Annotated in this window: 20 protein-coding genes and 3 pseudogenes; 6 read left to right on the top strand and 17 right to left on the bottom strand. The window is 40.6% G+C overall.

The genetic code is table 11. The features are described from left to right. Nucleotides 1-19 precede the first annotated feature (19 nt). From ubiD to prlC, 3 genes are all read right to left on the bottom strand, one after another. The gene (gene ubiD / locus JEU79_RS04425; RefSeq protein ID WP_198263128.1) at nt 20-1,483 is read right to left on the bottom strand and encodes a 4-hydroxy-3-polyprenylbenzoate decarboxylase; all 1,464 of its coding nucleotides are present in this window, start codon (nt 1,481-1,483) and stop codon (nt 20-22) included. Nucleotides 1,484-1,773: 290 nt separating this feature from the next. Beyond that, nucleotides 1,774-2,610: an SH3 domain-containing protein gene (locus JEU79_RS04420; protein WP_214660490.1), complete on the bottom strand. Its 837-nt coding sequence runs from the start codon at nt 2,608-2,610 to the stop codon at nt 1,774-1,776. Between the two features lie 81 nt (nt 2,611-2,691). Next, nucleotides 2,692-4,767: an oligopeptidase A gene (gene prlC, locus JEU79_RS04415; protein WP_198263126.1), complete on the bottom strand. Its 2,076-nt coding sequence runs from the start codon at nt 4,765-4,767 to the stop codon at nt 2,692-2,694. A 239-nt stretch (nt 4,768-5,006) separates the two neighbouring features. On the opposite strand from prlC, the gene JEU79_RS04410 reads away from it, so the two are divergent. Continuing rightward, nucleotides 5,007-6,191 carry a tetratricopeptide repeat protein gene (locus JEU79_RS04410; RefSeq protein WP_198263125.1) on the top strand — a complete coding sequence of 395 codons (1,185 nt, stop codon included), beginning with the start codon at nt 5,007-5,009 and terminating at the stop codon, nt 6,189-6,191. A gap of 13 nt (nt 6,192-6,204) precedes the next feature. Here the strand turns inward: JEU79_RS04410 and JEU79_RS04405 are convergent, their stop codons facing one another. Beyond that, entirely contained in the window at nt 6,205-6,720 is a 516-nt protein-coding gene (locus JEU79_RS04405; RefSeq protein ID WP_198263124.1) for a sugar O-acetyltransferase, read from the bottom strand. Nucleotides 6,721-6,835: 115 nt separating this feature from the next. Between JEU79_RS04405 and gorA the strand changes: the two genes are divergently transcribed. Next, complete coding sequence (gene gorA, locus JEU79_RS04400; RefSeq protein WP_198263123.1) at nt 6,836-8,188, top strand: glutathione-disulfide reductase; 1,353 nt, start codon at nt 6,836-6,838, stop codon at nt 8,186-8,188. 60 nt (nt 8,189-8,248) lie between these two features. After that, entirely contained in the window at nt 8,249-8,776 is a 528-nt protein-coding gene (locus tag JEU79_RS04395) for a gamma carbonic anhydrase family protein (RefSeq protein WP_198263122.1), read from the top strand. An 11-nt stretch (nt 8,777-8,787) separates the two neighbouring features. Here the strand turns inward: JEU79_RS04395 and JEU79_RS04390 are convergent, their stop codons facing one another. The 7 genes from JEU79_RS04390 to JEU79_RS04360 all read right to left on the bottom strand — a co-directional run bounded on the left by JEU79_RS04390 (nt 8,788) and on the right by JEU79_RS04360 (nt 16,639). Next, nucleotides 8,788-9,228, bottom strand: coding sequence for a response regulator (locus JEU79_RS04390; protein ID WP_198263121.1), 441 nt, complete (start codon nt 9,226-9,228; stop codon nt 8,788-8,790). 30 nt (nt 9,229-9,258) lie between these two features. Continuing rightward, nucleotides 9,259-10,791, bottom strand: coding sequence for a sensor histidine kinase (locus JEU79_RS04385; protein WP_198263120.1), 1,533 nt, complete (start codon nt 10,789-10,791; stop codon nt 9,259-9,261). A gap of 17 nt (nt 10,792-10,808) precedes the next feature. After that, nucleotides 10,809-11,450 carry an ABC transporter substrate-binding protein gene (locus JEU79_RS04380; protein WP_198263119.1) on the bottom strand — a complete coding sequence of 214 codons (642 nt, stop codon included), beginning with the start codon at nt 11,448-11,450 and terminating at the stop codon, nt 10,809-10,811. A 12-nt stretch (nt 11,451-11,462) separates the two neighbouring features. After that, nucleotides 11,463-12,407: an IS1595 family transposase gene (locus tag JEU79_RS04375; protein ID WP_198263118.1), complete on the bottom strand. Its 945-nt coding sequence runs from the start codon at nt 12,405-12,407 to the stop codon at nt 11,463-11,465. Nucleotides 12,408-12,491: 84 nt separating this feature from the next. Then, nucleotides 12,492-12,878, bottom strand: a complete 387-nt coding sequence (locus JEU79_RS04370) for a substrate-binding domain-containing protein (protein WP_198263117.1) — start codon at nt 12,876-12,878, stop codon at nt 12,492-12,494. Nucleotides 12,879-12,960: 82 nt separating this feature from the next. Beyond that, nucleotides 12,961-15,342, bottom strand: coding sequence for an ATP-binding protein (locus JEU79_RS04365; protein ID WP_198263116.1), 2,382 nt, complete (start codon nt 15,340-15,342; stop codon nt 12,961-12,963). Nucleotides 15,343-15,382: 40 nt separating this feature from the next. Next, nucleotides 15,383-16,639 carry a cyclic di-GMP phosphodiesterase gene (locus tag JEU79_RS04360; protein ID WP_198263115.1) on the bottom strand — a complete coding sequence of 419 codons (1,257 nt, stop codon included), beginning with the start codon at nt 16,637-16,639 and terminating at the stop codon, nt 15,383-15,385. Nucleotides 16,640-16,968: 329 nt separating this feature from the next. Here JEU79_RS04360 and JEU79_RS04355 point away from each other — a divergent pair, with 329 nt between their 5' ends. Next, entirely contained in the window at nt 16,969-17,685 is a 717-nt protein-coding gene (locus tag JEU79_RS04355; RefSeq protein WP_198263114.1) for a helix-turn-helix domain-containing protein, read from the top strand. Nucleotides 17,686-17,920: 235 nt separating this feature from the next. On the opposite strand, the pseudogene istB reads toward JEU79_RS04355, so the two are convergent. Together istB and istA are read right to left on the bottom strand one after the other, a co-directional pair. After that, nucleotides 17,921-18,669: pseudogene (gene istB / locus JEU79_RS04350) on the bottom strand (IS21-like element helper ATPase IstB). Nucleotide 18,670: 1 nt separating this feature from the next. Continuing rightward, a pseudogene (gene istA / locus JEU79_RS04345) lies at nt 18,671-20,162 on the bottom strand (IS21 family transposase). Between the two features lie 90 nt (nt 20,163-20,252). On the opposite strand from istA, the gene JEU79_RS04340 reads away from it, so the two are divergent. Further along, nucleotides 20,253-20,843, top strand: a complete 591-nt coding sequence (locus JEU79_RS04340; RefSeq protein ID WP_343075002.1) for a transposase — start codon at nt 20,253-20,255, stop codon at nt 20,841-20,843. 113 nt (nt 20,844-20,956) lie between these two features. Here the strand turns inward: JEU79_RS04340 and aroE are convergent, their stop codons facing one another. The 4 genes from aroE to trhP form a co-directional block, all read right to left on the bottom strand. After that, nucleotides 20,957-21,820 carry a shikimate dehydrogenase gene (gene aroE, locus JEU79_RS04335; RefSeq protein WP_198263113.1) on the bottom strand — a complete coding sequence of 288 codons (864 nt, stop codon included), beginning with the start codon at nt 21,818-21,820 and terminating at the stop codon, nt 20,957-20,959. Further along, the gene (locus JEU79_RS04330; protein ID WP_198263112.1) at nt 21,817-22,080 is read right to left on the bottom strand and encodes a hypothetical protein; all 264 of its coding nucleotides are present in this window, start codon (nt 22,078-22,080) and stop codon (nt 21,817-21,819) included. Before JEU79_RS04330 ends, aroE begins: the two co-directional genes overlap by 4 nt. A 214-nt stretch (nt 22,081-22,294) precedes the next feature. After that, complete coding sequence (gene hemB, locus JEU79_RS04325) at nt 22,295-23,302, bottom strand: porphobilinogen synthase (RefSeq protein WP_198263111.1); 1,008 nt, start codon at nt 23,300-23,302, stop codon at nt 22,295-22,297. Between the two features lie 23 nt (nt 23,303-23,325). Next, nucleotides 23,326-24,699 (bottom strand): prephenate-dependent tRNA uridine(34) hydroxylase TrhP, encoded by a 1,374-nt coding sequence (gene trhP / locus JEU79_RS04320; RefSeq protein WP_198265856.1) that lies wholly within the window; start codon nt 24,697-24,699, stop codon nt 23,326-23,328. Nucleotides 24,700-24,983: 284 nt separating this feature from the next. Here trhP and JEU79_RS04315 point away from each other — a divergent pair. After that, nucleotides 24,984-25,887 (top strand): annotated as a pseudogene (locus JEU79_RS04315) (IS1595 family transposase). Nucleotides 25,888-25,946: the final 59 nt, after the last annotated feature.

The raw sequence follows: 25,946 nt of genomic DNA, 5'->3' as shown, positions 1-25,946 counted from the left end.
CTAAGCGAATTTTACCTCCTTAAAGATCCAATTCATCCCAAATATCATCTATCTTTTTCACCACCGCTTCATCTTTTACAATCGCCCTTCCCCATTCCCTATCAGTTTCACCCGGCCACTTATTCGTTGCATCCATACCCATTTTTGAACCTAGGCCAGAAACCGGTGAAGCAAAATCTAAATAATCAATCGGGGTGTTTTCCACCAGCAAGGTGTCTCTCGCAGGATCCATGCGTGTCGTCATCGCCCAGATAACATCTTTCCAGTCTCTAACGTTTACATCATCATCACAAACGATGACAAATTTAGTGTACATAAACTGCCGTAGAAAAGACCATACGCCAAACATCACCCGTTTTGCATGCCCGGGATATTGTTTTTTCATACTTACGACTGCCATACGATAGGAACAACCTTCGGGAGGCAAATAAAAATCAACTATTTCCGGAAATTGTTTTTGTAAAATTGGCACAAAAACTTCGTTTAGTGCCACGCCTAATACCGCAGGCTCATCCGGTGGCCGTCCGGTATAGGTACTATGGTAAATGGGATCTTTACGCATGGTAATGCGTTCAATGGTGAACACGGGAAAATTGCCGACTTCATTATAATAACCGGTATGATCACCAAAAGGGCCTTCCGGTGCTTCATCACCCGGTTCCAAAAAACCTTCCAGAACAATTTCACTGCCCGCAGGCACTTGTAAATCATTGCCGATGGACTTCACCAGTTCTGTTCTAGCACCGCGCAATAAGCCAGCAAAAGCATATTCCGACAGTGAGTCGGGAACCGGCGTGACCGCCGCCAAAATAGTGGCTGGATCGGTTCCCAACGCAACGGAAAGAGGAAAACGCTCTCCCGGATGCTTTTCCTGCCAGTCTTTATAATCCAATGCCCCGCCACGATGAGCCAACCAACGCATAATGACACGATTTTTAGCAATTACCTGCTGGCGATAAATTCCCAGGTTCTGGCGGTCTTTATTGGGGCCTTTTGTTACGACTAAGCCCCAGGTGATCAAGGGACCCGCATCTTCAGGCCAGCACGTTTGAATGGGCAAACGACCTAAGTCTACCTCATCACCTTCCCAGACGACTTGTTGGCAGGGCGCACGTTTAACCACTTTAGGTGCCATATCCAGCACTTTACGATAAATAGGCAGGGTTTTCATGGCTGCCTTAAAGCCCTTTGGTGGTTCAGGCTCTTTTAAAAAGGCCAGCAGGCGACCAATTTCTCGTAATTCTGACACATCATCCTCGCCCATACCCAGGGCCACACGCCTTGGCGTACCAAATAAATTGGCCAGCACCGGCACACTATGACCAATGGGATTTTCAAATAATAAGGCTGGTCCTTCGGCACGCAAGACTCGATCAGACACTTCTGTCATCTCTAAATTGGGATCAATTGGGTGTTTAATGCGCTTGAGTTCACCAATCTCTTCTAGTTTATCAATAAACTCACGCAAGTCTTTGTATTTCATAAAAACCTTTAAAAATAACTACTTAGAATATAAAAATAGATAAAAAACTTTACCTAAAATATTGCATTGAACGAATGAGCAACTACACTGTCTATATGTATAAGCAACTTAATGCAAACAGCAGCAGCGAGTTGTTTAACCCGTGATATATCAATATCACGGGTATAGGGTGGTCTCGTGGAAGTAAGAGACTTTCCTAATCATTACATTTCCTTTGATTACTTAATCAGCCGGGGTTCATCCCACCCCGGCATTTTTATGCCCGCACGCTTTGCAACAAAATAAGCACCCTATATTCGATAACCACCATGACGGCGACGATTAAATAAGTCCATCACAAAAATACCCAGTAGAAAACTGAGGCCAGACACCACAATTAACAACAAGTAATTCTTTTTAATACCTTTCATTAAGCTTGAACCGTGTTCACGCTGAATTTCTGGCAACTCACCGATGGTAGTCAGATCAAATTGGCTAGCATCCACGTTCTGCCCTATAGCCACAGAAGCAATCATGGCCAGTTTTTCTTTAAGCAATTGATTGTTTTTTTCTGCCTGTCTTTTTTGTGCCTGCCGGTCTTGTCGGTCGAGTTGTTCCCAGGCTTTAATTTCTTCCTTAAGCTCTGCTATCGTAGCAAGATAGCCCATTTTTTCTGCTTCAGATAAATTCTCTACTGCTGGAATCTCTGCTACTTCCGGGCAAGCCGCTGGTTCATCAGTTAGGTTCGTTTCAGAGCCCTTCGTTTCAGCAGCATTCGTTTCAGGGCAGCCATCCGCTAAGCGCTCTTTCATAAAGCCTTGAGCTCGCTGCAAGGCTGCGCGCATGGTATTTAGCTGTAATATCGCGGGTTCATCCTGAGTAAGAAATTTATTTTTTACCCAGCCCTCGTTTCCCACAAGATTTTTTATTTTGGAAAAAGCACCTTCAACTTTAAGTACTTCCACTGCAGTACCACTACTAATAAGATCCACAATAGGACTTTCGAGGCTTGGCTTGGTATGTAAACCCAGCTGTAAACGGGGGCTGATATAATGCGAGGGCTTTTGTTTTATATTTTGCTTGGTGTTTGGTTTCAGTTGCTGCTCTTCTGCCTGTACGGTACTAAAGCTGAGGCTAATTAACAGCAATAATCCAAACGCTATTATGCTTTGCCTCCAACAGTTCGTTATAGTGTCTTTTTTCATTGCGCTCCGATCCTTATTATTATTTTAGTGAGCGGCGATGCCGCAATGCCTTAATAAAGCATCAATCTTCGGTTTGCGACCTCTAAAACGGGTAAATAAAGCCATGGGTTCTTCTACACCACCACGCTCTAAGATTGAATGTAAAAACAGCGTACCGGTTTGCTGATCAAAAATACCATTTTCTTCAAATAATGAGAAGGCATCAGCCGATAATACTTCTGCCCATTTGTAACTATAGTAACCTGCGGCGTAGCCACCGGCAAAGATATGTGAAAAACCATGCTGAAAACGGTTAAATGCGGGGGGGATGAATACCGAAACCTGTTGTCGCGTCGCATCAAGGATCGGCTGCACCTGAGGCTGCCCATTCAATTGATATTGCATGTGTAAATTAAAGTCAAAAAGGGCAAACTCAATCTGTCTCAGCATTTGCATACCTGACTGAAAGTTTTTGGCTGCATTCATTTTAGCAAACATTGCATCGGGTAACACCTCACCAGTCTTATAATGTCTGGCAATCAATAATAAGGACTCTTTTTCCCAGCACCAGTTTTCCATAAACTGGCTGGGCAATTCTACTGCATCCCAGGCAACCCCATTAATGCCTGATACTCCCGCATAATCAACCTTGGTCAACATGTGATGTAAGCCATGGCCAAATTCATGAAATAGGGTAGTCACTTCATCATGGGTAAATAAGGCAGGTTTATCGCCCACGGGTGAGGTCAAATTACAGGTCAGATAAGCCACGGGAATTTGTACAACGCCCTGTGTCGCATGGCGCACAATGCATTCATCCATCCAGGCACCACCACGCTTATGAGGGCGAGCATATAAGTCCAGATAAAACTGACCTCGTAAAGTCCCTTGGGCATCTCTAATTTCATAAAAGCGCACATCAGGATGCCAGGTTTCAATCCCCGACACAGCCGTGATGTCAATATCATAAAGGCGTTTAACAATGGCAAACAAGCCCTCAATAACCTGATGTTCAGGGAAATAGGGTTTTAATTGTTCCTGTGATAGATCGTATTCATGCAGGCGTAGTTTTTCGGCGACATAATTGAGATCCCAGGCCTGTAAATCATCAATATTCAAGTGTGCTTGAGCGAATTGTTTTAGCTGTGCAATATCTTGCTCAGCGACTGCTGTCGATTTTTCCGCTAATTGCTGCAAAAATCCAATGACTTCCTCGGTTGAATCGGCCATTTTAGTCGCTAAGGAGTATTCTGCATAATTATTAAAACCCAATAATTGCGCCAGTTCTTGCCGTAGTGCTAAGAGTTGCTCCATATTCTGGCTATTATCCCATTTCCCGGCATTAGGCCCTTGATCTGAGGCACGGGTCGCATAGGCAGTGTAAAATTCTCTGCGTAAGTCACGCTGGTCAGCATGAGTCATAATGGCAAAATAACTGGGGAATTGCAGATTAAATAAGCAGCCCTGTAGCGACTCCTGTTCTGCACATTGTTTGCCCATTGCCAGAGCGGAGTCAGGCAAACCGGCAAGCTCATCAGCATCCAAAATATTTTTTTGCCAGCCGTTAGTCGCATCCAGCACGTTATTTTCATAACTGGATTTTAATTTTGATAATTGTTGTTTAATGGCCTTAAAGCGCTTTTTCTTTTCTGCACTCAAGTCCACCCCAGAGAGCCTAAAGTCACGCAATTGATTATCGATGACTTTCTTTTGCGCCTGATCCAACAAGGCATACTGTTCGCTATCCGCTATGGATTTAATGGCATCATGCAATGCGCTATTTTGTCCCAACTCGGTATGATACTCACTGAGTAATGGCAGACAATGCTCATGTGCAGCACGTAATTCTTCGGAGTTTTTGACTGAATTCAAGTGACTCACCGGTGACCAGGCACGGCTAAGACGATCATCCATTTCTTGCATCGCCTGCAATAAATTTCCCCAATCATATTCCCCTTTATGCGCAGATAATAAATGTGCCAATGTTTGTCTATTATCCTTTAATAGACGTTCTATCGCAGGAATAACATGTTCGGCTTCAATTTGGCCAAAACGAGGCAGGCCACTTATATTCAATAACGGGTTGTTAACTAAAGGCTTATCTAATAGGGGCTTGCTCATAAAATTTCCAATAAAAAGGCTTCTTTCTCGACATAGATCAGGTAGAGTATGGGATTAAAGCGAGTATAAAACTCAATTAAACTAGAATAACTATACTGAATCTTGATGGATTTATACAGGATGTTGTTATGTTAATTTCATTTAACATTTTTTCTGCTTATTTTTTGCGAACCATGCACCTCATAAAAATCCCTATACTTTGCATACTGATATGCACTCTCTTTTATGCCCCTCTGACATTGGCTGAAGATGATTTTGAACGCGGTGCTTTTTATTTTTCTCAGGGCAATTACCTCGAAGCCTTAAGCCTTTGGGCACCATTGGCGGAACAGGGTAATCCTGTTGCTCAGTATTCCATTGGATTATTGTATGAGCAAGGCAAGGGTGTAAAGAAAGATGCCCGCCTGGCGCTTAAGTACTTTGAATCTGCTGTTGCGCAAAATTTACCTGCAGCCCAATATTATTTGGGGATGAAATATTATGCCGGTCTCGATATAAAAAGAGATGTGGTCAAAGCCCGGCAACTATTGAAAAAGTCTGCACAGAATGATTATTTACAAGCACAATTTCAATTAGCCAGTTTATATAACAAAGGAATTGGCGGCGCACAAGATGCTCGTCTTGCCACTCATTGGTTTTCTCAGGCAGCTGAAAGCGGTTATGGCCCAGCACAACATAGTCTGGCAACACGATATCTCACCGGGAAAGGTGTATCGCTTAATTTGTCACGAGGTATTTTCTGGTTAGAAAAAGCCGCCGATCAAAGTAACTCTGATGCCTTGCGTGATCTGGGCTTTATGTATATTAAGGGCATGGGTGTTGAGCAAGATTTTCAAAAGGCACATGATTTACTTTTAATCCCTGCCGAAGAAGGCAGTGGCCTGGCCTTATTTTTATTAGGTGAAATTTATAGCACCGGCGGCCATGGCATCAAAAAAAGCACCTCTCAGGCAAAAAAATGGTTTCGTCTGGCACAAAAGGCAGGCTACCAAGATGCTCGACTGCGCCTGCAGCAGCTTAGCAAATCTTTAACCCCTCCTTCTTTAAAAGAAGTAAATCAAGCTCGTACTCATAAGCCTCTAAATAAAAATTTAACCAAGCAGCACCAGTCTTCCACAGCTAACTTGCGTTTAGAACACGACACCCTGCGTTTTAAAAAGCTTGATGATGATCACTATGTCTTACAACTCCTCAGCGCTAATCAATACAGTAGCATTAGCCATCTCACCGATCAATACATCGATGAAGCAAGCTACATTTTGCAGTTAAAACAAGCAAAGAAAACCTCCTTTGTCTTACTTTATGGTCACTATAAAAGCTATACAAATGCGAAACAAGCCATCGCTCAACTACCGGCTGTTTTCCAATTAAAATCAACACCCTGGATACGCAAAGTAAAAAATATTAAGCGTATTCAATTTTAAATTTATTAAGTGGCTATTCTAATAAACGAATAAATTTTGCTGGATTACCCGAATAGAGGGAATTTTCCGGGATATTTTTAGTCACAACACTACCCGCAGCAATCACTGCGCCACTCCCTATGCATAGGCCGGGTAAAATAATTACGCCTGCGCCTAACCAAACATTATTTGCGATGCTAACATCTTGAGCAAAACTTGCTTTTGCTAAACGCTCTCGGGGTGAGGTGGCATGATTTATCGTTAAAATCTGCACATAAGGGCCAATTAAACAATCATCACCAATGGTGATCAGGCCACCATCTAATAGGGTGCAATTTATATTGAAATAAACCCGATCGCCCAAAGTAATTTTATCGCCATAATCACAATGGAATCCCGATTCGATAAAAACCTCGTCACCACAACTTAAAAATAATGCTTTTATTCGCTGTAAGTTACCCCTTGAAGGACTGCGATTAAATTGTCGGCAAGTATCATGCATCTGATGCCGTTGTTGTCTTAGTTCTGCACTCAAACTATTGAAACTCATACCGTCATAACTCGTATTAATGAAAAATATTAAGCGACTAAATATTGACAATACTAGCAGAGATCCCCAACATAGTAAGGATAAACATTTTTCACAGACTTTTTTAGGTATCTATATGTCAAAACACTATGATTTAATCTCTATTGGCGCTGGTAGCGGTGGTATTTCAGCAGCGGAACGTGGCGCTGAGTATGGTAAGCAGTGTCTGGTAATAGAAAGCAGTAAGGTGGGCGGAACCTGCGTCAATATTGGCTGTGTACCGAAAAAAATCATGTGGAATGCGGCTAATTTAGCCCATGGCCTTGCTGATGCACGCGATTATGGCTTTGATGTCAGCAATAACGGCCTAAACTGGAGTAAATTAATCGCACAACGTGAAGGCTATATCAATGGTATCACTGACTGGTATGGTAATTACCTAAAAGACTCGAAAATTGATTATATCAATGGTACAGCACGCTTTGTCGATGCCAAAACCATTGAAGTGAATGGTGAACAATTCACCGCTGACCATATTGTGGTTGCGCCAGGTGGCTATCCGGTCATACCGGACTTGCCCGGTGCTGATTTAGGTCTGACTTCCGATGGTTTCTTTGCCCTAAAAGAACAGCCCAAGCATATTACTATTGTCGGTTCTGGCTATATCGCAGTCGAACTTGCAGGGCTGATGAGCAGTCTGGGTAGTCAAGTAACACTACTGATACGTAAAGGCCATGTGCTGGGTAGTTTTGATCCCATCGTATCGCAAACACTTGCCCAGGTATTACAGGACGATCCGAATATTGTCTTACTCAGTACCACAGAAGTTGAGACCGTAGAGAAAAACGACAATGGAATGCTCACCTTACACTGCACTAAGAATCAGCAGGTGAATAATGTCGATGCTCTGATCTGGGCCATTGGCCGCGCACCTAATACTGCCGATCTTAATTTATCGGCAGCAGGTGTTGAGATGGATAAAAATGGTTTCATTCCCAGTGATGAGTATGAAGAAACCAATGTTAAGGGTATTTGTTCATTAGGTGATGTGAATGGCAAGGCGGCTTTAACCCCAGTAGCGATTGCTGCAGCGCGTCGTTTATCTGATCGACTCTTTAATAATATGCCTGATAGAAAGCTGGATTATAGCAATATTGCCACGGTCGTTTTCAGCCATCCGCCCATTGCAACGATTGGTCTGACTGAAGAACAGGCACATAATTCTCATGGGGATACTGTTAAGGTTTATAGCACTCGCTTTAACCCCATGTCTCATGCTTTTACCGAACATAAAGCACCCACCGCCATGAAGCTCATTTGTATTGGTGCACAGGAAAAAATTGTCGGGTGTCACATGATTGGCCCCGGGGTTGATGAAATGATGCAGGGCTTTGCTGTCGCTATCAAAATGGGTGCGACTAAGGCTGATTTTGATAATACCATTGCCATCCACCCTTGTAGCGCTGAAGAATTAGTCACTATGCGCTAAGTGAGCTATGCGTTAAGTGAGCCAGGCGCTAAATAAATAGACCAGCGAGCATTAATAAATATGAGTATTCGAGACTTTAAAAACCATGCACCGGATATTGCTGAAGGTGTTTATATTGATGAGTCTGCTCAAGTGATTGGTCAGGTCAGTATCGGCACTGATAGTTCAATCTGGCCTAATACCACTCTGCGTGGTGATGTTAACTGGATTAAAATTGGTGCGAATACCAGTATTCAGGATGGTAGCACCTTGCATGTGACCCATGATCACACCAATAAGCACCCCGGCGGTTTTCCTTTAAGCATTGGTAGTCAAGTGACGGTAGGGCACAATGTTGTCTTACATGGCTGCACCGTTGAAGATAATTGTCTGATTGGTATGGGTGCAATTGTATTAGATGGCGCTCATCTGGAAAAAAACGTTTTTCTGGCTGCTGGTGCGCTGGTCGCACCGAATAAGCGTCTGGAAAGCGGTTATCTCTATGTTGGCAGTCCTGCGAAAAGAATCCGTCCTCTCACCGAAGAAGAAATTACTGGATTACAATATTCTTCTGAGCATTATGTGAAGCTAAAAAATGACTATTTGTAGCTGTCTGTAGCTTAGTCTGAGTTTATTTTATTGTGGACTGACCAGTACATATTGATATCAACGATGGTGCTAAAAAAATCTTCTGTTTTAAGAGGCTTGGTGATAAAACTATTTGCGCCCAGCTCATAAGCTTTGGAAATATCATTTTTCGCATCTGAGGTGGTCAGTACCACAATCGGGATATTTTTTGTCTCTTCATGGCTGCGTAAATATTCCAGCACCTCAAAACCATCGACCCGAGGCATGTTTAAGTCCAATAAGATCACCATCGGCAAACTATGCGCTTCACCTTCAAAATCACCCTCAGCAAAAATATAGTCAATACATTCCTGACCATCGCTTAGGGTAACAATAGCGGTGGCTAAATTACTTTTTTTAAAGGCTCGCCTTGCCATAATGACATCATCTTCGCTGTCATCGACGTAGAGAATATAATGTTTTTCTTCGCTCATTGTAAAAGTCCTTGTTGCCAGAATTCCATATTAGTCAGATTTGTTATTTAATTCAGTTTGTATTAACTCTTCTTCACTTAAGTTCAGGGTAAAGTAAAATGTTGCACCTTGGCCCATGACTGATTCTGCCCAGATCTCACCATTATGCCGAATCAGTATGCGTTGTACCGTTGCCAGTCCAATACCTGAACCTTCAAATTCATTCACCTTATGCAGGCGCTGAAATGGTTTAAAGAGTTTGTTTTTATGTTTCATATCAAAGCCAACGCCATTGTCTTTGACAAAGAACACACTTTGATTATGAACTTCTTTAGTGCTTTCATCAACCATCTGCATTTGCAACAGACCCATTTTGACAATAATAGGATCTTCTTTTTGAGAATATTTTATAGCATTGTTCAGCAAGTTTTCAATGACCGAACGCAATAAAGCATTATCACCCACAACCATTGATAATTTTGCACATGAAAACTGGATATTCTTATCTATATAGGTGTCTCTCAGCACATTTATTTCTTCGTTGGCCATTTTCTGTAAATCTATTTTTTCCAACTTCATGCCTTCCTTCATGATTCTGGATATATTTAATAACTCTGTGATCAGTTCAGACATTTTTTTAGTACCGGTTCTAATACGCTGTAAATAACCAAGTGCCTCTTCATCCAGAGTATCACCAAAATCTTCTAATAAGACCAAGCTAAAACCATCAATACTGCGTAATGGTGAGCGTAAATCATGGGAAATAGAATAAGCATAGGACTCTAATTCTTTGTTAGTCACTTCCAGCTGTACTTTTGAATCTTCCAGATAAACCGTTTGCTCGGTCAAACGCTCAATTTTATCGGCAATGGCGACCGCTAGCGTATTAAAACTCATCGCCAGATCTGCCATTTCATTTTTACCATTAATTTTTATTGCACGATGATAATCACCCCCAATTAATTTTTCCGAATAATCTTTGAGTTTTGTAATCGGCACAATAAAAGAGCGCTGTACCCAAATCATAATGCCAACTAACACAAGAAAGACTAATACCATAAGCAGTTGTAAACTACTGATGGCCTTTGCTTCAGTTTCTTTTAATGTAATAAGGGTCAAAGTGCCTACACGATTAATATCTGAAACCACTTTTTGTGACGTTAGACGAACCTGATCGGCCAACCTTTTTACTAGCCGTAAATTATGTTTATTATCAATCGCAATTTGTTGATGTGCGACTAAAATTTTGAAAAATAGACTACGAATATTGGCTAAATCAAATCTTGCTCGCATTAATATCTGTCGTGACTTATTGCCTACACTACGAGATGAAATAAGAATTTGGTTAGTAAGTGAGGCATGACGTTTTTTCCATTGCGTTTCTGAGCGCTTAGAACGCACTGATAAATATTCAGTGGTCAATAAGTTGAGTTCAAAAACGCCCTGAATAATTGTGTTTAAATTTTCATAGTTTTTTCTATGCTCCCTGACACTATGGGTCAACTCAAAATAAATTGACAAGGAGAATAAGGCCATCACAATAATGATGGCCACAAATAATCTTAATTGTTTAGTCAGTGACATGTAATTTAAACTTTAGTTTAATGAATTAAATTCACACCATGTGGTTTGACTGTTGACAAGGGTGTCACATCAATAAACTCCAGATAGTTGGGGATCTCTTGATAATCATTTGATAGTCCTTTCGCCCAAATGGCTTCATTTTCCAAGTTCACCAGAATAGATTGTTCCAGTGTTATTTCAAAGGTAAAAGTTTTCCAGATCTTTTTAATGACATCAGGAGAAACTTTTAGTTTCTGTGCAATAATGACTTGTGCTTCATTTGGATTGTTGCTGATATAATCTTCAGCATCAATCAGTGCCAGTAAAAAACGTTTCAAGTCATCATTATGCAATTGAGCATAGTGTTTATTGGCAGTAAAAAAGAAATCTTTTCTAAAAGGGGTCGGACTAATTAATAAACTCAGCTTGTCTTTACCGATAGATTTTTCAGCATTAGAAATATGCGGTTCCCAACTGGTAATGGCATCCACTTCACCTTCCTCTAATTTACCTTTCAACTCTGCCGCATTAATATCAATTAATTCAATATCGTTCAAGCTATAATTATAGTGATTTAAAAAACCTTCCAGAAAATAATGCCCAGTTGAACGTACCGTCGCACCAATTTTTTTACCCTTAAGATCAAGAGGCGTACTAATACCATGATCCTTACGTGCCAATACTTTACTTGATTACCCATAAAGCTCCGCCATTTTTAGGAGCTTTCCATTCATAGGTGGCGTTTTCATCGCCACGCATAAAAACCTTGGCATCATGTCTTTTAAGTTAAAGCGTCTATTAAACCGATAACAAAATTCAGCAAGATACCGAGGTAAATGTTTTGAGTTAATGGAATGATAGCTTCCCTTCATAGAGTTTTTAATATTACCTATCATAGTGTTAACCCAGATAAACTCAATTTTATCAACACTTGCCGCACCACCACCCGTGACGATTGGAACATGCTTACAAGCTTCTTTAACCGCAGGAAAACAATTTAACCCATCTGAGTAAACAGTACTTCCAGGTGTTAAATGAGTTTGTGCCCATCGTTTTATTTCACTGGATTTAAACCCTTTAAGCACATTTAAATTCATTGCAATCGGGTGTCCATCTTCATTAGTAGAAACGGCTGCAACGAACGGTGTTTTATTTTCTGAACCACGACCTCTGGAGCCGCCTCTGTGCTCACCACCCCAGTAGGCATCATCAATTTGAATGATGCCTGATAAAGGTTTACTGTCATCACGTTCTTTCATAACCTGCATGATCTTTTGTTTCATACTCCAGGCTGTATTGTAGCTTACCTTAAGCTGTCTCTTTAATTCTAATGCTGAAACCGCTGTCTTCAATTGAGTCATAAGATGAATCGCTAAAAACCACTTAGATAAAGGCAGTTTGGTACTATCAAATATTGTCCCACAGGTTGCTGATGTCTGATGATGACAATGGTGGCACTGATAAAGATGGTGATGTTCTAGAGTGCAATAAGTCTTATTGCCACACTCTGGGCAAACAAATCCATCAGGAAATTTCCATTTAAATAAGGCTTGTCGGCACTGTTTGTCAGTGCCATAATCATTAAAAAGCTCAAATAAACTATAACCTTCTTGAAACTGAATTTTATTTTTTGACATCATTCTACTCCACACATAATCTATACTTTAATTATAGTATAATTATAGTATAATTATCGAAATATGGCGGAGCTTTGTGGGTAATCAAGATACTTTAATATCATCCAGTGAATAAGCCATAGTAGCAAAAATCACATAGGGCTCTTGTTTAAAACTATTAAATACCACCGGCGTTTGAGCAACAGTCGATATGTTAATTTGTGGATCTTTGAGCATCGCTTCCAGAGCATTTCTCCCAGAGTCGTATTCACGGATCATTAGATTAATATGATGTTTTTTAAAATAGCCCTGTTTTTCAGCCACCCAGACAGTAGCAGGCAATAGGCTCATTTCAGCCGCTAGAACTATTTCTATGGGCCTACTATCAAGTGATTGCTTGTCGTCTGAACAAGATGCTATCAGCAAGCCACTGATGATGAGTAGAAAGTATTTAAAGCCATATTTTAGCTTGCTATTAGGATAAAAATTCATTGCCTCAACCTAGGATAAGAAAGGGATTTAATCAATTCTCAGTTTAGCTCATGTAATTGAATTAGCAAGTTTGGATATATTTCTATGAAGCTCGCATGACTCGATGTAATACTTCATGTAAGGGTTTAATATCAATTGGCTTAGTAAGAAATTGATCCATACCTGCAGCATAGCAATTGTCCTGCTCACCATCCATCGCATTTGCCGTCAGGGCAATAATAGGAATGCTTTTTTCCTCATTGCTACCTTTTTCTGAGCCATTTATTTCAGAGTTGTTTTTCTCAGCTTCTTGCTTACGTATTTCTCGAGTGGCCTGATAGCCATCCATCACCGGCATCTGACAATCCATAAAAATGGCATCATAATTTCCTTGTTGCCAGGCTTCGACGGCTAACTGTCCATTAACCACTACATCCACGTCACAGCCTGCTTTTTTGAGCAAGGTTTTAGCGACCATTTGATTGACTAAGTTATCTTCTGCCAATAGTACTTTGAGCTTAATCTCTGCAGCTTGTGCCAATGCTTCACTTTGTGGACGGCAATGGCCAACCACAAAAGAATCACTCATAATTAAATCATGCACAAATTCTTTGAATAATCTCGGGCTAAAGGGTTTTTTAATAAAGCCATGCAAGCCTAATTTTTTATACCTAGTCTCAAGATTAGTTTCACTTTTATTGTTAATGGCTAAAGCCCTAAACTTCTGTTGCGTTTGAAGCATTGGTGATTGTAAAAATGATTGGATATCATAGTCACTGAAATTATCAAAAAAGACAGCCACTAAGGTTCCCATTGATAGATTTTTCTTTATCTGTCCGGCTATAAATTTTTCTGCATCTAAAATCTTTGCAGAGCTTATGATAGTAACCTGATGCCATGATTGAATTAATTTTATGAGTACTTTAATGGCAAGCGGTAAGCCACCAATTATTATTAATGTTAAGGGTGTTTCTAATGTAACATCATTTTTCTCAATCTCAGCCTGACGTTTGTCTATTTCAAAGCTAAACCGTGACCAGAAAGTAGAGCCATGTTCTAATTCACTTTCAAGACCAATTTCTCCACCCATTAATTCAGTGAGTTCCTTACTGATCGCCAAACCAAGACCTGTCCCACCAAATTCCCTTGTGGTTGACAGGTCTGCCTGATTGAATTTCCCGAACACATAATCTATTTTGTCTGCACTAATGCCTATCCCGGTATCTTTCACCCGGATACTAAAATCAACTTTATCAGCACTGCGTTCATGACAGATTATATCGATTAACACATAACCTTTGGCAGTAAACTTAACCGCATTGGTAATAAAGTTAATGAGAATTTGTCTAATGCGTATTGCATCACCAATAAGATATTCAGGCATATCGATATCAAGCTGATATTCTAACTCGACATTTTTTTCTTTGGCCTTAAGTTCAACAATATTAATTGCTTCAATAATCAATTGATAAAAATTAAAGGGGACTGGATCAATGTCTAATTTTCCAGACTCTATTTTTGATATATCCAGAATATCATTAATAATATAGAGCAATGAGCTGGCAGATGATTGTATTTTGTGAACAAAGTCTTCTTGTTCATTATTTAATTCGGTATCCAGTAATAAGCCACTCAAACCAATCACACCATTCATCGGTGTTCTTAATTCATGGCTCATATTGGCAACAAAATTACTTTTTTGCTCATTATGCGCTTCAGCCAGCTCCTTAAGTTGTTTTAAGTTTTGCTCATATTTTTTTCTTGCGGTGATCTCTAGGCCATAGACTTGAACCAAATTGAGTTCATGGTGTTCTATGGGATGAAAATTCCATAGATACCAATTGTCTTCAAATTCTTTTTCTATGCCTTCAATGCTTTCTTCATGTTCAATGCAACGAGCAAGGTATTGCTCAATATTATCGGGGAATATTTGTGGTCTGCCCATATCATCAAAGCCATATTCCACCATTAGCTCAGTCATTGCCGGATTAGCATAATGAATCATCGCCTGATCATCAACTTGTAGAATAGGTGCGGGGTTTAATTCAGGAAAGAGTGAAAGACGTTTAATTTCACCTTCGCTATAACCACTCTCAGAACAGTCTCGAAATAAAATAATAAAGCTTTGATCTGCTTCAACCACTATAATTCGCGCGTCAATTTGTAGATAAGAACCTTTTTTATCCACCCAGACAAACTCAGAACTTTGTTCCTGCTCTGGCTCTATCTCTGCGTCATCGACGTTTGACTGAGGATTACTCAGACAGCAATTTTCTCGAGTATGACGATAGCGCCCATCTAAAGCACAAATAATATCATGTGCCTTACGTCCAACAAGCTCATGCTGTTGCCATTGCAGCATCTTTTCTGCGGCAGGATTAAGGGCAATAATGGTATTATCTTTAGCAATATGGAGCACACCATCAGCCAGGTGTTGATAGAGTGTAATGGCTGTTTTGCTGCTGAGTTGTGACTTCTTATCCATAAGCATTCATCCGATATTTCAAGATAGCTTTGAAAAGTGACTAAACACTTTCCACTCGCAATAAATTTAACGGATCATCCTTATCATTGATGGGATCGATTACTTTAATAATCTTAATATCTTCACCTTCTGCCTGATTGGCTAAATCAATGATTTTTTCTTCTTTACTGGCTTCTCCATTCGCTTGATAAACGATTTGTATGCGGGGTAATAAGGGTTTCTGTTTATCGATTTCTATTACCAGTGCTTTTTCACCATTGCTTAATTCAATGGCGCTGGTAAGTGGAAAAATCCCCATCACATGAATCATGGCACTGACAACCACTTCGCTATACTGACCACTTCTGGCAGCTTGATATATTTTTTTCAGCGCATTTGACGGTAACATACCCGGCTTGTCCATAAGCCCATGCATTAACTCATCATAGGCATCCGCTACTTGTAAAATTTCTGTCAGTTTATGGACGGCATCACCTTTAAGTTTGCCGGGATAGCCACTACCATCGCCTAATTCATGATGCTGTTTAACAATCAATTTAACGCGTTCAGGAAAGTCAGCACTTTTATTTAATACATTTTCGACAATAGCAGGGTGCTGTTGAATCAAAGTCATTTCTGAGGTGGTATAGGCCTTTTTTTTGCCAAATAAATGCATCGGTAAACGTGCCCAGCCCGTATCATGCAGCAAGGCAGCCATACCCAATTCATTAATTTCTTCTTCACTACATTCCAGTTTTAATGCCAAAGGCAGGGTCACTGCAAACACCCCAAAACCATGATCACTTAATTTTAAGTCCTGACGCTGCAAGTGCAACATGGTTAATAATGCCTGATCATTTCGAGTAATACTTTCTAAGGCCTCATTAATGACAGGAGTGATACTTTGTGCTGAAATCGGCTGGCCATCCTTCACCAGTGAGGCCAGTTGGTTAACCAATTTGCCTATCTTACTTTGCAAGACTTTAGCTATTTTTAGTTCTTCGGTCAGTTTTGATTTTGTTTCCGTTGCTTTAGGCGCTGGAATTTCTTTCTCTGGCTGTTGCTCGTGTTCAGAGACTCTATTTTCTTCAATGACAGGTGCTTCGATAGATTCAGGTGTTGATGTTTGCAGATCATCGCCACGGGATAGGTCGATGGTGAGTTGTTTTACACCGGCTTTTTTTAATAGGGCAATATCATTATTACTACCTATCTTGCGGCGATGACGTAAAAAGGGACTTTTCATCCATGAGATATCAAGCTCATGGATGAACATACCTTTTCGTAATTGGGAAATGGAAATTTTTCTTGTTGACATGGGTTCAAGTATAGCGGTATTTTGTTAAAAATATACCTCAGATAGTTGCCCATCAGACAGGGAGTATTAATCTATTGATATTTGTCTATTGTCAGTATTTTCTGACAAATAAACATTTTAACCTAAAATAATCAGTTGAATCGTAGCGAGAGCGACTTAGACGCTGAAGATTAAGGGTTTTACAGGTTATTTTGGCTTTATTCGTAGTCACCCTACGGGTGAAGTCAAAATATGGCTCTTCTCCGCTTTGATGAGTGAAGAAAGATGCTAATATTCAAGAAACCTGTTGAAATATAAAGCTTCTGAAGGTTTTATAAGCAATAGGTAATATGAGTATCAACATCTCACCAACCATTTTGGGACTGACTGGCCAAAGAGTCAATGAAATAACGTTAAATAAACACCATGAGACAGTTCATATAATCTGTCAAAGAGACAAGCGAAGGAAGGTAATTGATCCCTTAACCGGTCAGCAAGGGACGATAAATCGATACATAAAAAGACAAGTACGTGATGTGCCATTTATGGGCTATCCATGCTATCCATGCTATCCATGCTATCTGGAAATTGAGTTAGCTCAGGTTTGTATCAGTAAAAATGAACGCCGAATAGAGCGATGTGACTTTGTTGATAAAGGCTGTCGTTTTACACAACGATTTTGTCATATGATTAGTGGTCTTTGTCGTCATATCAGCATTCAGGCTGTTTCCAGGCATCTCAATATACGTTGGGAAACCGTTAAGAATATTGACAAAGCTTATCTTGAAAAAACATTGCCTGCATTAGAGCCCGAAAAATTAAAGGACTTAAAATATATCGGTGTTGATGAAGTGGCCAGAGCAAAAGGCCATGATTATATGACGGTCATTTATGATATGGTTGAAGGACATTTAATCGGGGTAGAAACAGGTCGAACTTCAGATGTATTTACAAAGTTTTTAAAACGAATACCGAAGGAAACCACTGAAAAAATAGAGGCGGTGGCCATGGTATCTGGCGTCAACTACCTTGTCCGGTTGGCGACAATTAGCTTGGCCGGTTTCTAATTTATTATTTTATTCATAGTGAGTTTTTTACAATCGATTATTCTCCTTTAATTGTCTGCTCTTCTTTTTAACTTGATTTTTCTTTAGTCGCTGCTCTTGATCTGGCTCTAGGGCGAAAAGCGACCGATGTGCGGCTTTTGCTCTTGCACGAGGCCACTTTGAGCTTTTTGGCTTTTCGCCCGCTCTATGCTTTTTATCTTGCTTTTAAAATGTTCAGCGATCAATGAGTTAGCCATTAATCTAAGCCTTTCATCGCTTGTTTTCTACGATAACTGTCGCCTTCAATTTGATAAATAGACGCATGATGAATGAGTCGGTCAATGGCAGCCACTGTCATCATATTGTCAGTGAAGATACTATCCCATTCACTGAAAGCCTGGTTTGAGGTAATGAGCAAGCTATTGCGTTCATATCGGTGCGCAATTAATTCAAATAGTACCTGGCTTTCACTATTGGTTTTTTTGACATAGCCAATATCATCAAGAATAAGTAACTCATATTTATCCAGCTTTTTCAGTTCAAATTCCAGAGATAACGCTTCTTTTGCCTTTTGAAGCATTTGCACCAATGAAGTGCTGCTCATGAATTTAACCCGCACTGATTGCTCGATGAGTGCGTAACCAATAGCGGCGGCTAAATGCGTTTTCCCCAGACCACTGGCACCAAATAAAAGCAGATTATGTCCTTGCCTGAGCCAGTTTAACTGAGTGATTTTTGTTTGAGCTGTTGGGCTGTCACACCGGTTATTTCATTAAAGTCATACTGTGATAACTGTTTACCAATGGGTAGTTTGCTTTCTCTTAATAAGCGCTTTAATTTATTGTCATGCCGGTAACTGGTTTCTAATTCACATAAATGGGCTAAAAATAATTCAGGCTCCCAATCTAATTCAATGGCTTTTTGTGAAACCTGCTGCCATTGTTTGACCATGGTCGTTAAACGTAATTCTTTGAGTAAAAACGGTAAACTTTGTGCATTGGCCATATTAATTCCCCAGTAATACATTGTAGGTCGATAAGTCATGTTGCTGACTGGTGTACTGAGGTCTATCAACCGACATGGGCGCAAAAAAGTCACGGCACGCTTTGATGGAAACTCGACTGCCGGCTTCTAACGAGGCTAAGACAAAACGACCCAGCGCTGCTTCACAATCATAGGCATCGGCAATGGACAGCAAGCTCACCATATAACGGCAATCATCATCATGAATGCCCGTTTGTTTGAGATTTTCCCAAATCAGGGTGAAATCACCTTCTGGGACAATATCATCTCGGTAAGCCGATGATTTAAAGGCATTGGGCTTTTTGGCTAACGAGTGAATGATATGTTTATAATTGATTGAACGCGAACGGATATGGCGGTGTGCATAAATACGCTTTAAACTTAAGGTCAATTCATGACCATAGAAACAATCTAAATGTTGATCATAAATATGGATCAATAACGTGGTACCAATCAATCGGGAGGGTACGGTATAAGTGACTCGTTTAACTGAAATGGTACTCCTTGTGGTGACTTTAACATAGAGCTCACTAAAGCCATTGGTGCGGCGGCTGGGAAGCGGTTTTAAGTGTGCTTTTTCTTCATTAAATCGTGTTTTACAGCGTATGTTTATTTGGCGAACGATGTCATCAATAAAGGCTTCATAATCCAATAAGGCGGTAAAATCTCGACTGCCACGAAGGAGTAGCTTTTGTTCGATTCGGCGTTTTAAATGACCATTAGGGGATTCAATGGCTCCATTTTCATGGGCAATGCCTTTATTGTTTCGAGTGGCTTTTATACCATAGTATTGACATAATTTTTCATAACGCTCGGTCAGCTTTTCTTGTTCATAATGATTGTTAAATGCAGCACTTAGGCTATCGGTTCGGTGGCTTACAGGGACACCGCCTGATTGCCATAGCGCATTTTGTAAGCCTGAAGAAAGAGATTCAAAGCTCTCTCCACCTAAGACAACTTGAACATAAGTCCAGCCACTATAAACCAATCGGTAGTGATAAAGTTTGTGTTTAAAATCTTCTCCGTCAATCGTGATTTTAAGCTCATTAGCCCAGGTAATCTGAAATACCCATATCACCGGCAATGTGTTTTTGTTGAAAAATAACTTCTTGCTCCGGTCCTTCCTGAGCACGCCAGCGTTTGACTCGGCGTTGCAGTGTTCTTAGGTGAGTGTTGTCAAATTGACCGGGTTCTAGCTCTTCCAGTGCTTCTAATAAGGTAATGGGCTGTAGTTTGGGCTCAATCTCAAGTAAGGGCACTAAATGTTGTTCAAAAGCACCATTTAAGGGATCTTTTCGAGTTTTGTACTGTCTGGGCTGTGTGGTGCCGCCGGGGTGCTTACCTGTATCAATGCGTCGCGCTGATCTTTCTGAAAATCCTGCTTTGGCTGCTGATGAAGCTTGAGTGTGATTCGGTTGTTTTCGATGTGACATGTATAACTTGACCTGTTCTTGGGTAATTGATTTTCCAGACATAAAAATCCTTCTCGATTAATGTGTCTGGAGTGTATCAAACCGGCCAAGCTAGTTGTCGCCGACCGGACAAGTTAATTGTCGCCTAATACCATGGACATGGGGCCCGCGTATCAAAAATCAGTGAGAGAAATATTGCCCAATGCAGATATTGTTTTTGATCGATTTCATGTCATGAAGAATTTCTCTAACGTGATAAAAAATCAACGTAGGATTGAATTCAGACGAGCCAGCAAGCCTGGAAAAGATTTACTCAAGGGATGCTATTACTTGCTACTAAAAAATGAAGACAAGCTCACTGAGAAACAATCTGACCGATTGAATAACCTGTTATCAGAAAATCAGAATTTAAATATTTTATATCTGATGAAAGAACAGTTACAAGCACTGTGGAATAACAATGACGTGACTGAAATGAAAGATGAATTAGAGCAATGGTGTGTCATGGCTGATCAAAGCAATATGAGCTACTTAAAAACATTTGCTCGCTCAATGAGAAAGAATAAAGATGGTATTTGCAACTATGCAAAACATCAGCTGACATCCGCTAGAATTGAAGCAGGCAATGTCAGTATTGGCTTAATAAGAAAAAGGGCCAGAGGGATTCGGGATACCGAATATTTTAAACTTAAAATCAGGCAAACCTCCATTCCTGATGAGCAGAGTATGTTCTATTTTGGGTAAACCCTCACTCATCAAAGCGGAGAAGAGCCCAAAATATTCTGGAAAATCCTTAAGATTCAGTGCATAAGGCGGTCACAGTAGGTTCAACTGATTTTTTTAGGTTTAATTGTACGCTACTTCAATGCCGCTTTTATGCTAGCAATCACGGGTACGACCGATGGCCTTACACCACGCCAGATCGTAAAAGATTCGGCAGCCTGTCCTACCAACATGCCCAAACCATCACTGATCTGAGTGACGCCATGTTCACTCGCCCAAAGCATAAATGCAGTTGGCTGTGCTGCATACATCATGTCATAACAGCAGGCATTGCTTGCTAATATATTATCGGGAATGGGAGGCACCTCACCCTTTAAACTAGCTGCCGTGGCATTAATCACCAAGTCAAATTGCTGTCCATTTAAAGCATCATAGCTTCCCCCCACAATAGCCTGGGTGTTATCAGCTTTCACATCGCTAAAGAGTTCTACTAATTCAGCCGCTTTGGAGGCAGTACGATTGGCAATAGTCAAAGACTTAGGCTGATGTTCCAAAATAGGGCCGATCACTCCTCGTGAAGCGCCACCCGCGCCTAATATCAATACCCGTTGTTGGGCAATGCTCCAACCCAGATGGTTGATGATATCGTTGACTAGGCCAACACCATCGGTATTATCCCCTTGAATATCACCATTTTTTTCTAAAATAAGGGTATTCACTGCACCGGCTTTGGTTGCCCGTTCAGTTAAAGTATCGGCTAATTTCCAGGCATCCAACTTAAAGGGCACAGTGACATTTAAGCCCTTACCACCATGAGCCTGAAAATGACTGACGGCCTGAGCAAAACCACCCACATCCACATGAATAGCCGTATATTCCAGCTTTTGTCCCGTTTCTTTGGCGAATGCGCTATGAATCTGTGGTGACTTACTATGATTAATCGGATTACCCATCACGGCATAACGATCCGGCTTATCAAAATCAAAAATATCACTCATTTGTTTTCCTTCGCCTGCTCTTCTTTGGCCAAGCGCTTGATACGTTTTATGGCTCTTTTATTTCGATTTCTCAAAAACACCACCACTAGCCAGACGATAAGCAAAACAGCAATAGCCTTGCTCAAATTGGCTTGTAAATCCCCCGCCTCGACCATGATATAGAATGTTCCGGCCACACCTGATAAGCCACCAAGAAACATCACCAGCATTGCCAGCATGAGGAAGACCAAGAAATACACAATATTAAGGATTATTTTCACTAACAGTTTTCTCGTTTATTCATTTAACTATTTCTTTCGTAGCTACACAGCATTTTGCAAAGTGACAATAGAGTATCAGGTTGAAGTGTTTGTCTTTACAGGGTTTTGAAAATAGGGATATTTTCATAAAGCGATCACATGGATGTGCTTGAGCGCCCCTGTAAAGACAAACACTTCAACCTGGTACGGAAACTAGACTGACAATTATTCTCTATCAGCCACTCTCTTTCAACCAGAGCGCTACTTGTTTGGCGTAATAAGTCAAAATGCCATCGGCACCGGCACGTTTAAAACACAATAATGACTCCATGATCACCTTACGTTCATCTAACCAGCCATTATCAATGGCGGCTCTGAGCATGGAATATTCACCACTCACCTGATAGGCATAAGTGGGTACACCAAATTCCTGTTTAACACGGCGGACAATATCAAGATAGGGCATACCGGGTTTCACCATGACCATATCGGCACCTTCTTCTAAATCCATCGCCACTTCGAGTAAGGCTTCATCACTATTACCGGGATCCATTTGATAAGTACTTTTGTCTGCCTTACCTAAATTTGCCGCCGAGCCCACAGCATCTCTAAAGGGGCCGTAAAAGCTTGAAGCATATTTTGCTGAGTAGGATAAAATTTTGGTATAGATATAATTATTTTCTTCCAAGGCTTCGCGAATTTCACCAATACGACCATCCATCATGTCCGAGGGGGCAACAATGTCTGCACCCGCTTCGGCATGTGATAAAGCCTGTTTGATCAAGACTTCAACTGTTTCATCATTCAATACATAGCCAGTTTCATCGATCAAGCCATCTTGTCCGTGAGACGTGAATGGATCCAGTGCCACATCGGTAATGACACCCAGTTCTGGAAAATCAGCTTTTAATGCCCTTACTGCACGTTGCGCGAGACCATCAGGATTATAAGCTTCTTTGGCATCATCACTTTTGGCACTCTGTGGTGTCACTGGAAACAAGGCGACAGCAGGTACGCCCAGAGCCACTAATTCTTTAGCTTCAAGCAATAACTGGTCGATACTGACACGTTCAACACCCGGCATAGATGCAATAACTTCACGTTGATTTTCACCTTCCAGAATAAACATAGGATAAATCAAATCATCAACACTCAGCTGTGATTCACGCATTAAACGCCGAGAAAAATCGTCACGACGCATACGGCGCTTACGGGTATAAGGATAAACGCTAGAGCTATTCATGGTTACTCCGGTTGGGGTTTATGTTAAAAAATTCGTGCAATCAAGCTATAATTATCGGCCTTAAATGGCAAGGGGATGGTGACTATATGGCCACTGCCCGGTGCGACATCCATTGCTTCACCATTTTTATTGCTGGTAATGGCTTCTAATGTAAAAGCCTTGTTACCCTCAGGTAAAATAAGCTCCAGAGTATCACCTACGCTGAAGCGGTTTTTGACATCAACGATGGCGGTTTGTTCTGCTTCATTATACTCCAGAATTTCACCGACAAATTGCTGGCTTTTGCTACGGGAATGATTATCCATATAGTTTTGGTATTCATGGGTGTGGTGACGCTGATAAAAACCATCGGTATAACCACGATTTGCCAGACTATTTAGGTCCGCATACAATTCCATATCAAAGGCTTCACCACGCGCCAGTGAATCAATTGCCTGACGATAAACCTGTGCTGTACGCGCTGCATAATAATGGGATTTAGTTCGGCCTTCTATTTTTAGTGAATCAACACCAATCTGCATCAATCGCTCGACATGTTCTAAGGCACGTAAATCTTTTGAGTTCATGATATAGGTGCCATTTTCATCTTCAATGATCGGCATATATTCACCCGGACGTTCCGCTTCTTCAATGAGATAGATTTTATCCGCATCCGGGTGACGCTTCATTTTGCTCTCATCGGGAAAGGCTTCGGGAGAATTCATCGCGGCAAAAGGGTCAAAATCTATTTTTTGCGGCTCTGGGGGCTTAATCATCACATCACCGGTGACATCTTCACTGGCATCATGCACTTTATATTCCCAGCGACAAGCATTGGTACAAGTACCCTGATTGGGATCGCGATGATTAAAATAACCTGACAGCAAGCAACGCCCTGAGTAGGCGATACATAATGCCCCATGAACAAATACTTCTAATTCCATATCCGGACATTGTTGACGAATTTCTTCAATTTCATCCAAAGATAATTCTCGCGACAAAATAACCCGCTCAACTCCCACGGATTTCCAGAATTGTACCGCAGCATAATTCACCGTATTCGCCTGTACTGACAGGTGAACACTGACTTCAGGCCAACGTTCTCTCACCATCATAATCAGGCCGGGATCGGCCATAATAAGAGCATCCGGTTTCAGTTCAATAATAGGAGCAATATCATCCATATAGGTCTTGATCTTAGAATTATGAGGAATAACATTGGATGCGAGAAAGAACTTTTTGCCGTTTTCATGGGCTTCATTGATACCTATGGCAATATTTTCATAGGTAAAATCATTGTTTCTTGCCCGCAAGCTATAACGTGGCTGACCGGCATAAATGGCATCTGCACCATAGGCATAAGCGTAGCGCATGTTTTTTATGGTACCCGCTGGGAGCAGTAATTCAGGTTTTTTTATCACATTTTTTGACCAAATTTAATCTAATTGTCTCATTTTAGCCATATTTAGCTATAAACAGTTCACAATTATACTCTTTTTTCTTGTTTATATGCGCTCTTTATTAGAAAATACTAACTTGGAATAACCGAATGAATCCGTTATTTTATCTAGCATCATTTTTTAGATCGTTTTTAAATGATTTCTTGATTACCCACAAAGCTCCGCCATATTTCGATAATTATACTATAATTATACTATAATTATACTATAATTAAAGTATAGATTATGTGTGGAGTAGAATGATGTCAAAAAATAAAATTCAGTTTCAAGAAGGTTATAGTTTATTTGAGCTTTTTAATGATTATGGCACTGACAAACAGTGCCGACAAGCCTTATTTAAATGGAAATTTCCTGATGGATTTGTTTGCCCAGAGTGTGGCAATAAGACTTATTGCACTCTAGAACATCGCCATCTTTATCAGTGCCACCATTGTCATCATCAGACATCAGCAACCTGTGGGACAATATTTGATAGTACCAAACTGCCTTTATCTAAGTGGTTTTTAGCGATTCATCTTATGACTCAATTGAAGACAGCGGTTTCAGCATTAGAATTAAAGAGACAGCTTAAGGTAAGCTACAATACAGCCTGGAGTATGAAACAAAAGATCATGCAGGTTATGAAAGAACGTGATGACAGTAAATCCTTTATCAGGCATCATTCAAATTGATGATGCCTACTGGGGTGGTGAGCACAGAGGCGGCTCCAGAGGTCGTGGTTCAGAAAATAAAACACCGTTCGTTGCAGCCGTTTCTACTAATGAAGATGGACACCCGATTGCAATGAATTTAAATGTGCTTAAAGGGTTTAAATCCAGTGAAATAAAACGATGGGCACAAACTCATTTAACACCTGGAAGTACTGTTTACTCAGATGGGTTAAATTGTTTTCCTGCGGTTAAAGAAGCTGACTGTAAGCATGTTCCAATCGTCACGGGTGGTGGTGCGGCAAGTGTTGATAAAATTGAGTTTATCTGGGTTAACACTATGATAGGTAATATTATACCTCGGTATCTTGCTGAATTTTGTTATCGGTTTAATAGACGCTTTAACTTAAAAGACATGATGCCAAGGTTTTTATGCGTGGCGATGAAAACGCCACCTATGAATGGAAAGCTCCTAAAAATGGCGGAGCTTTATGGGTAATCAAGAATGATTTTTTAGATTTTTTATTCACCAGCGGTTCATTGAGTATCGGTTAATGT

Source organism: sulfur-oxidizing endosymbiont of Gigantopelta aegis, from assembly GCF_016097415.1.
Taxonomy (GTDB): Bacteria; Pseudomonadota; Gammaproteobacteria; order GRL18; family GRL18; genus GRL18.
Note: the sequence above shows the minus strand (reverse complement) of the source record. Positions and strands in the feature narration are given on the sequence as shown.

Coding starts and splice junctions, on each gene's coding strand:
- JEU79_RS04365 (WP_198263116.1), bottom strand. CDS start 15,342: ATGGATAAGAAGTCACAACTCAGCAGCAAAACAGCCATTACACTCTAT.
- JEU79_RS04375 (WP_198263118.1), bottom strand. CDS start 12,407: ATGTCAAAAAATAAAATTCAGTTTCAAGAAGGTTATAGTTTATTTGAG.
- ubiD (WP_198263128.1), bottom strand. CDS start 1,483: ATGAAATACAAAGACTTGCGTGAGTTTATTGATAAACTAGAAGAGATT.
- prlC (WP_198263126.1), bottom strand. CDS start 4,767: ATGAGCAAGCCCCTATTAGATAAGCCTTTAGTTAACAACCCGTTATTG.
- JEU79_RS04395 (WP_198263122.1), top strand. CDS start 8,249: ATGAGTATTCGAGACTTTAAAAACCATGCACCGGATATTGCTGAAGGT.
- hemB (WP_198263111.1), bottom strand. CDS start 23,302: ATGAATAGCTCTAGCGTTTATCCTTATACCCGTAAGCGCCGTATGCGT.
- JEU79_RS04405 (WP_198263124.1), bottom strand. CDS start 6,720: ATGAGTTTCAATAGTTTGAGTGCAGAACTAAGACAACAACGGCATCAG.
- JEU79_RS04355 (WP_198263114.1), top strand. CDS start 16,969: ATGAGTATCAACATCTCACCAACCATTTTGGGACTGACTGGCCAAAGA.
- JEU79_RS04390 (WP_198263121.1), bottom strand. CDS start 9,228: ATGAGCGAAGAAAAACATTATATTCTCTACGTCGATGACAGCGAAGAT.
- aroE (WP_198263113.1), bottom strand. CDS start 21,820: ATGAGTGATATTTTTGATTTTGATAAGCCGGATCGTTATGCCGTGATG.
- JEU79_RS04370 (WP_198263117.1), bottom strand. CDS start 12,878: ATGAATTTTTATCCTAATAGCAAGCTAAAATATGGCTTTAAATACTTT.
- JEU79_RS04360 (WP_198263115.1), bottom strand. CDS start 16,639: ATGTCAACAAGAAAAATTTCCATTTCCCAATTACGAAAAGGTATGTTC.
- JEU79_RS04385 (WP_198263120.1), bottom strand. CDS start 10,791: ATGTCACTGACTAAACAATTAAGATTATTTGTGGCCATCATTATTGTG.
- gorA (WP_198263123.1), top strand. CDS start 6,836: ATGTCAAAACACTATGATTTAATCTCTATTGGCGCTGGTAGCGGTGGT.
- JEU79_RS04340 (WP_343075002.1), top strand. CDS start 20,253: ATGGACATGGGGCCCGCGTATCAAAAATCAGTGAGAGAAATATTGCCC.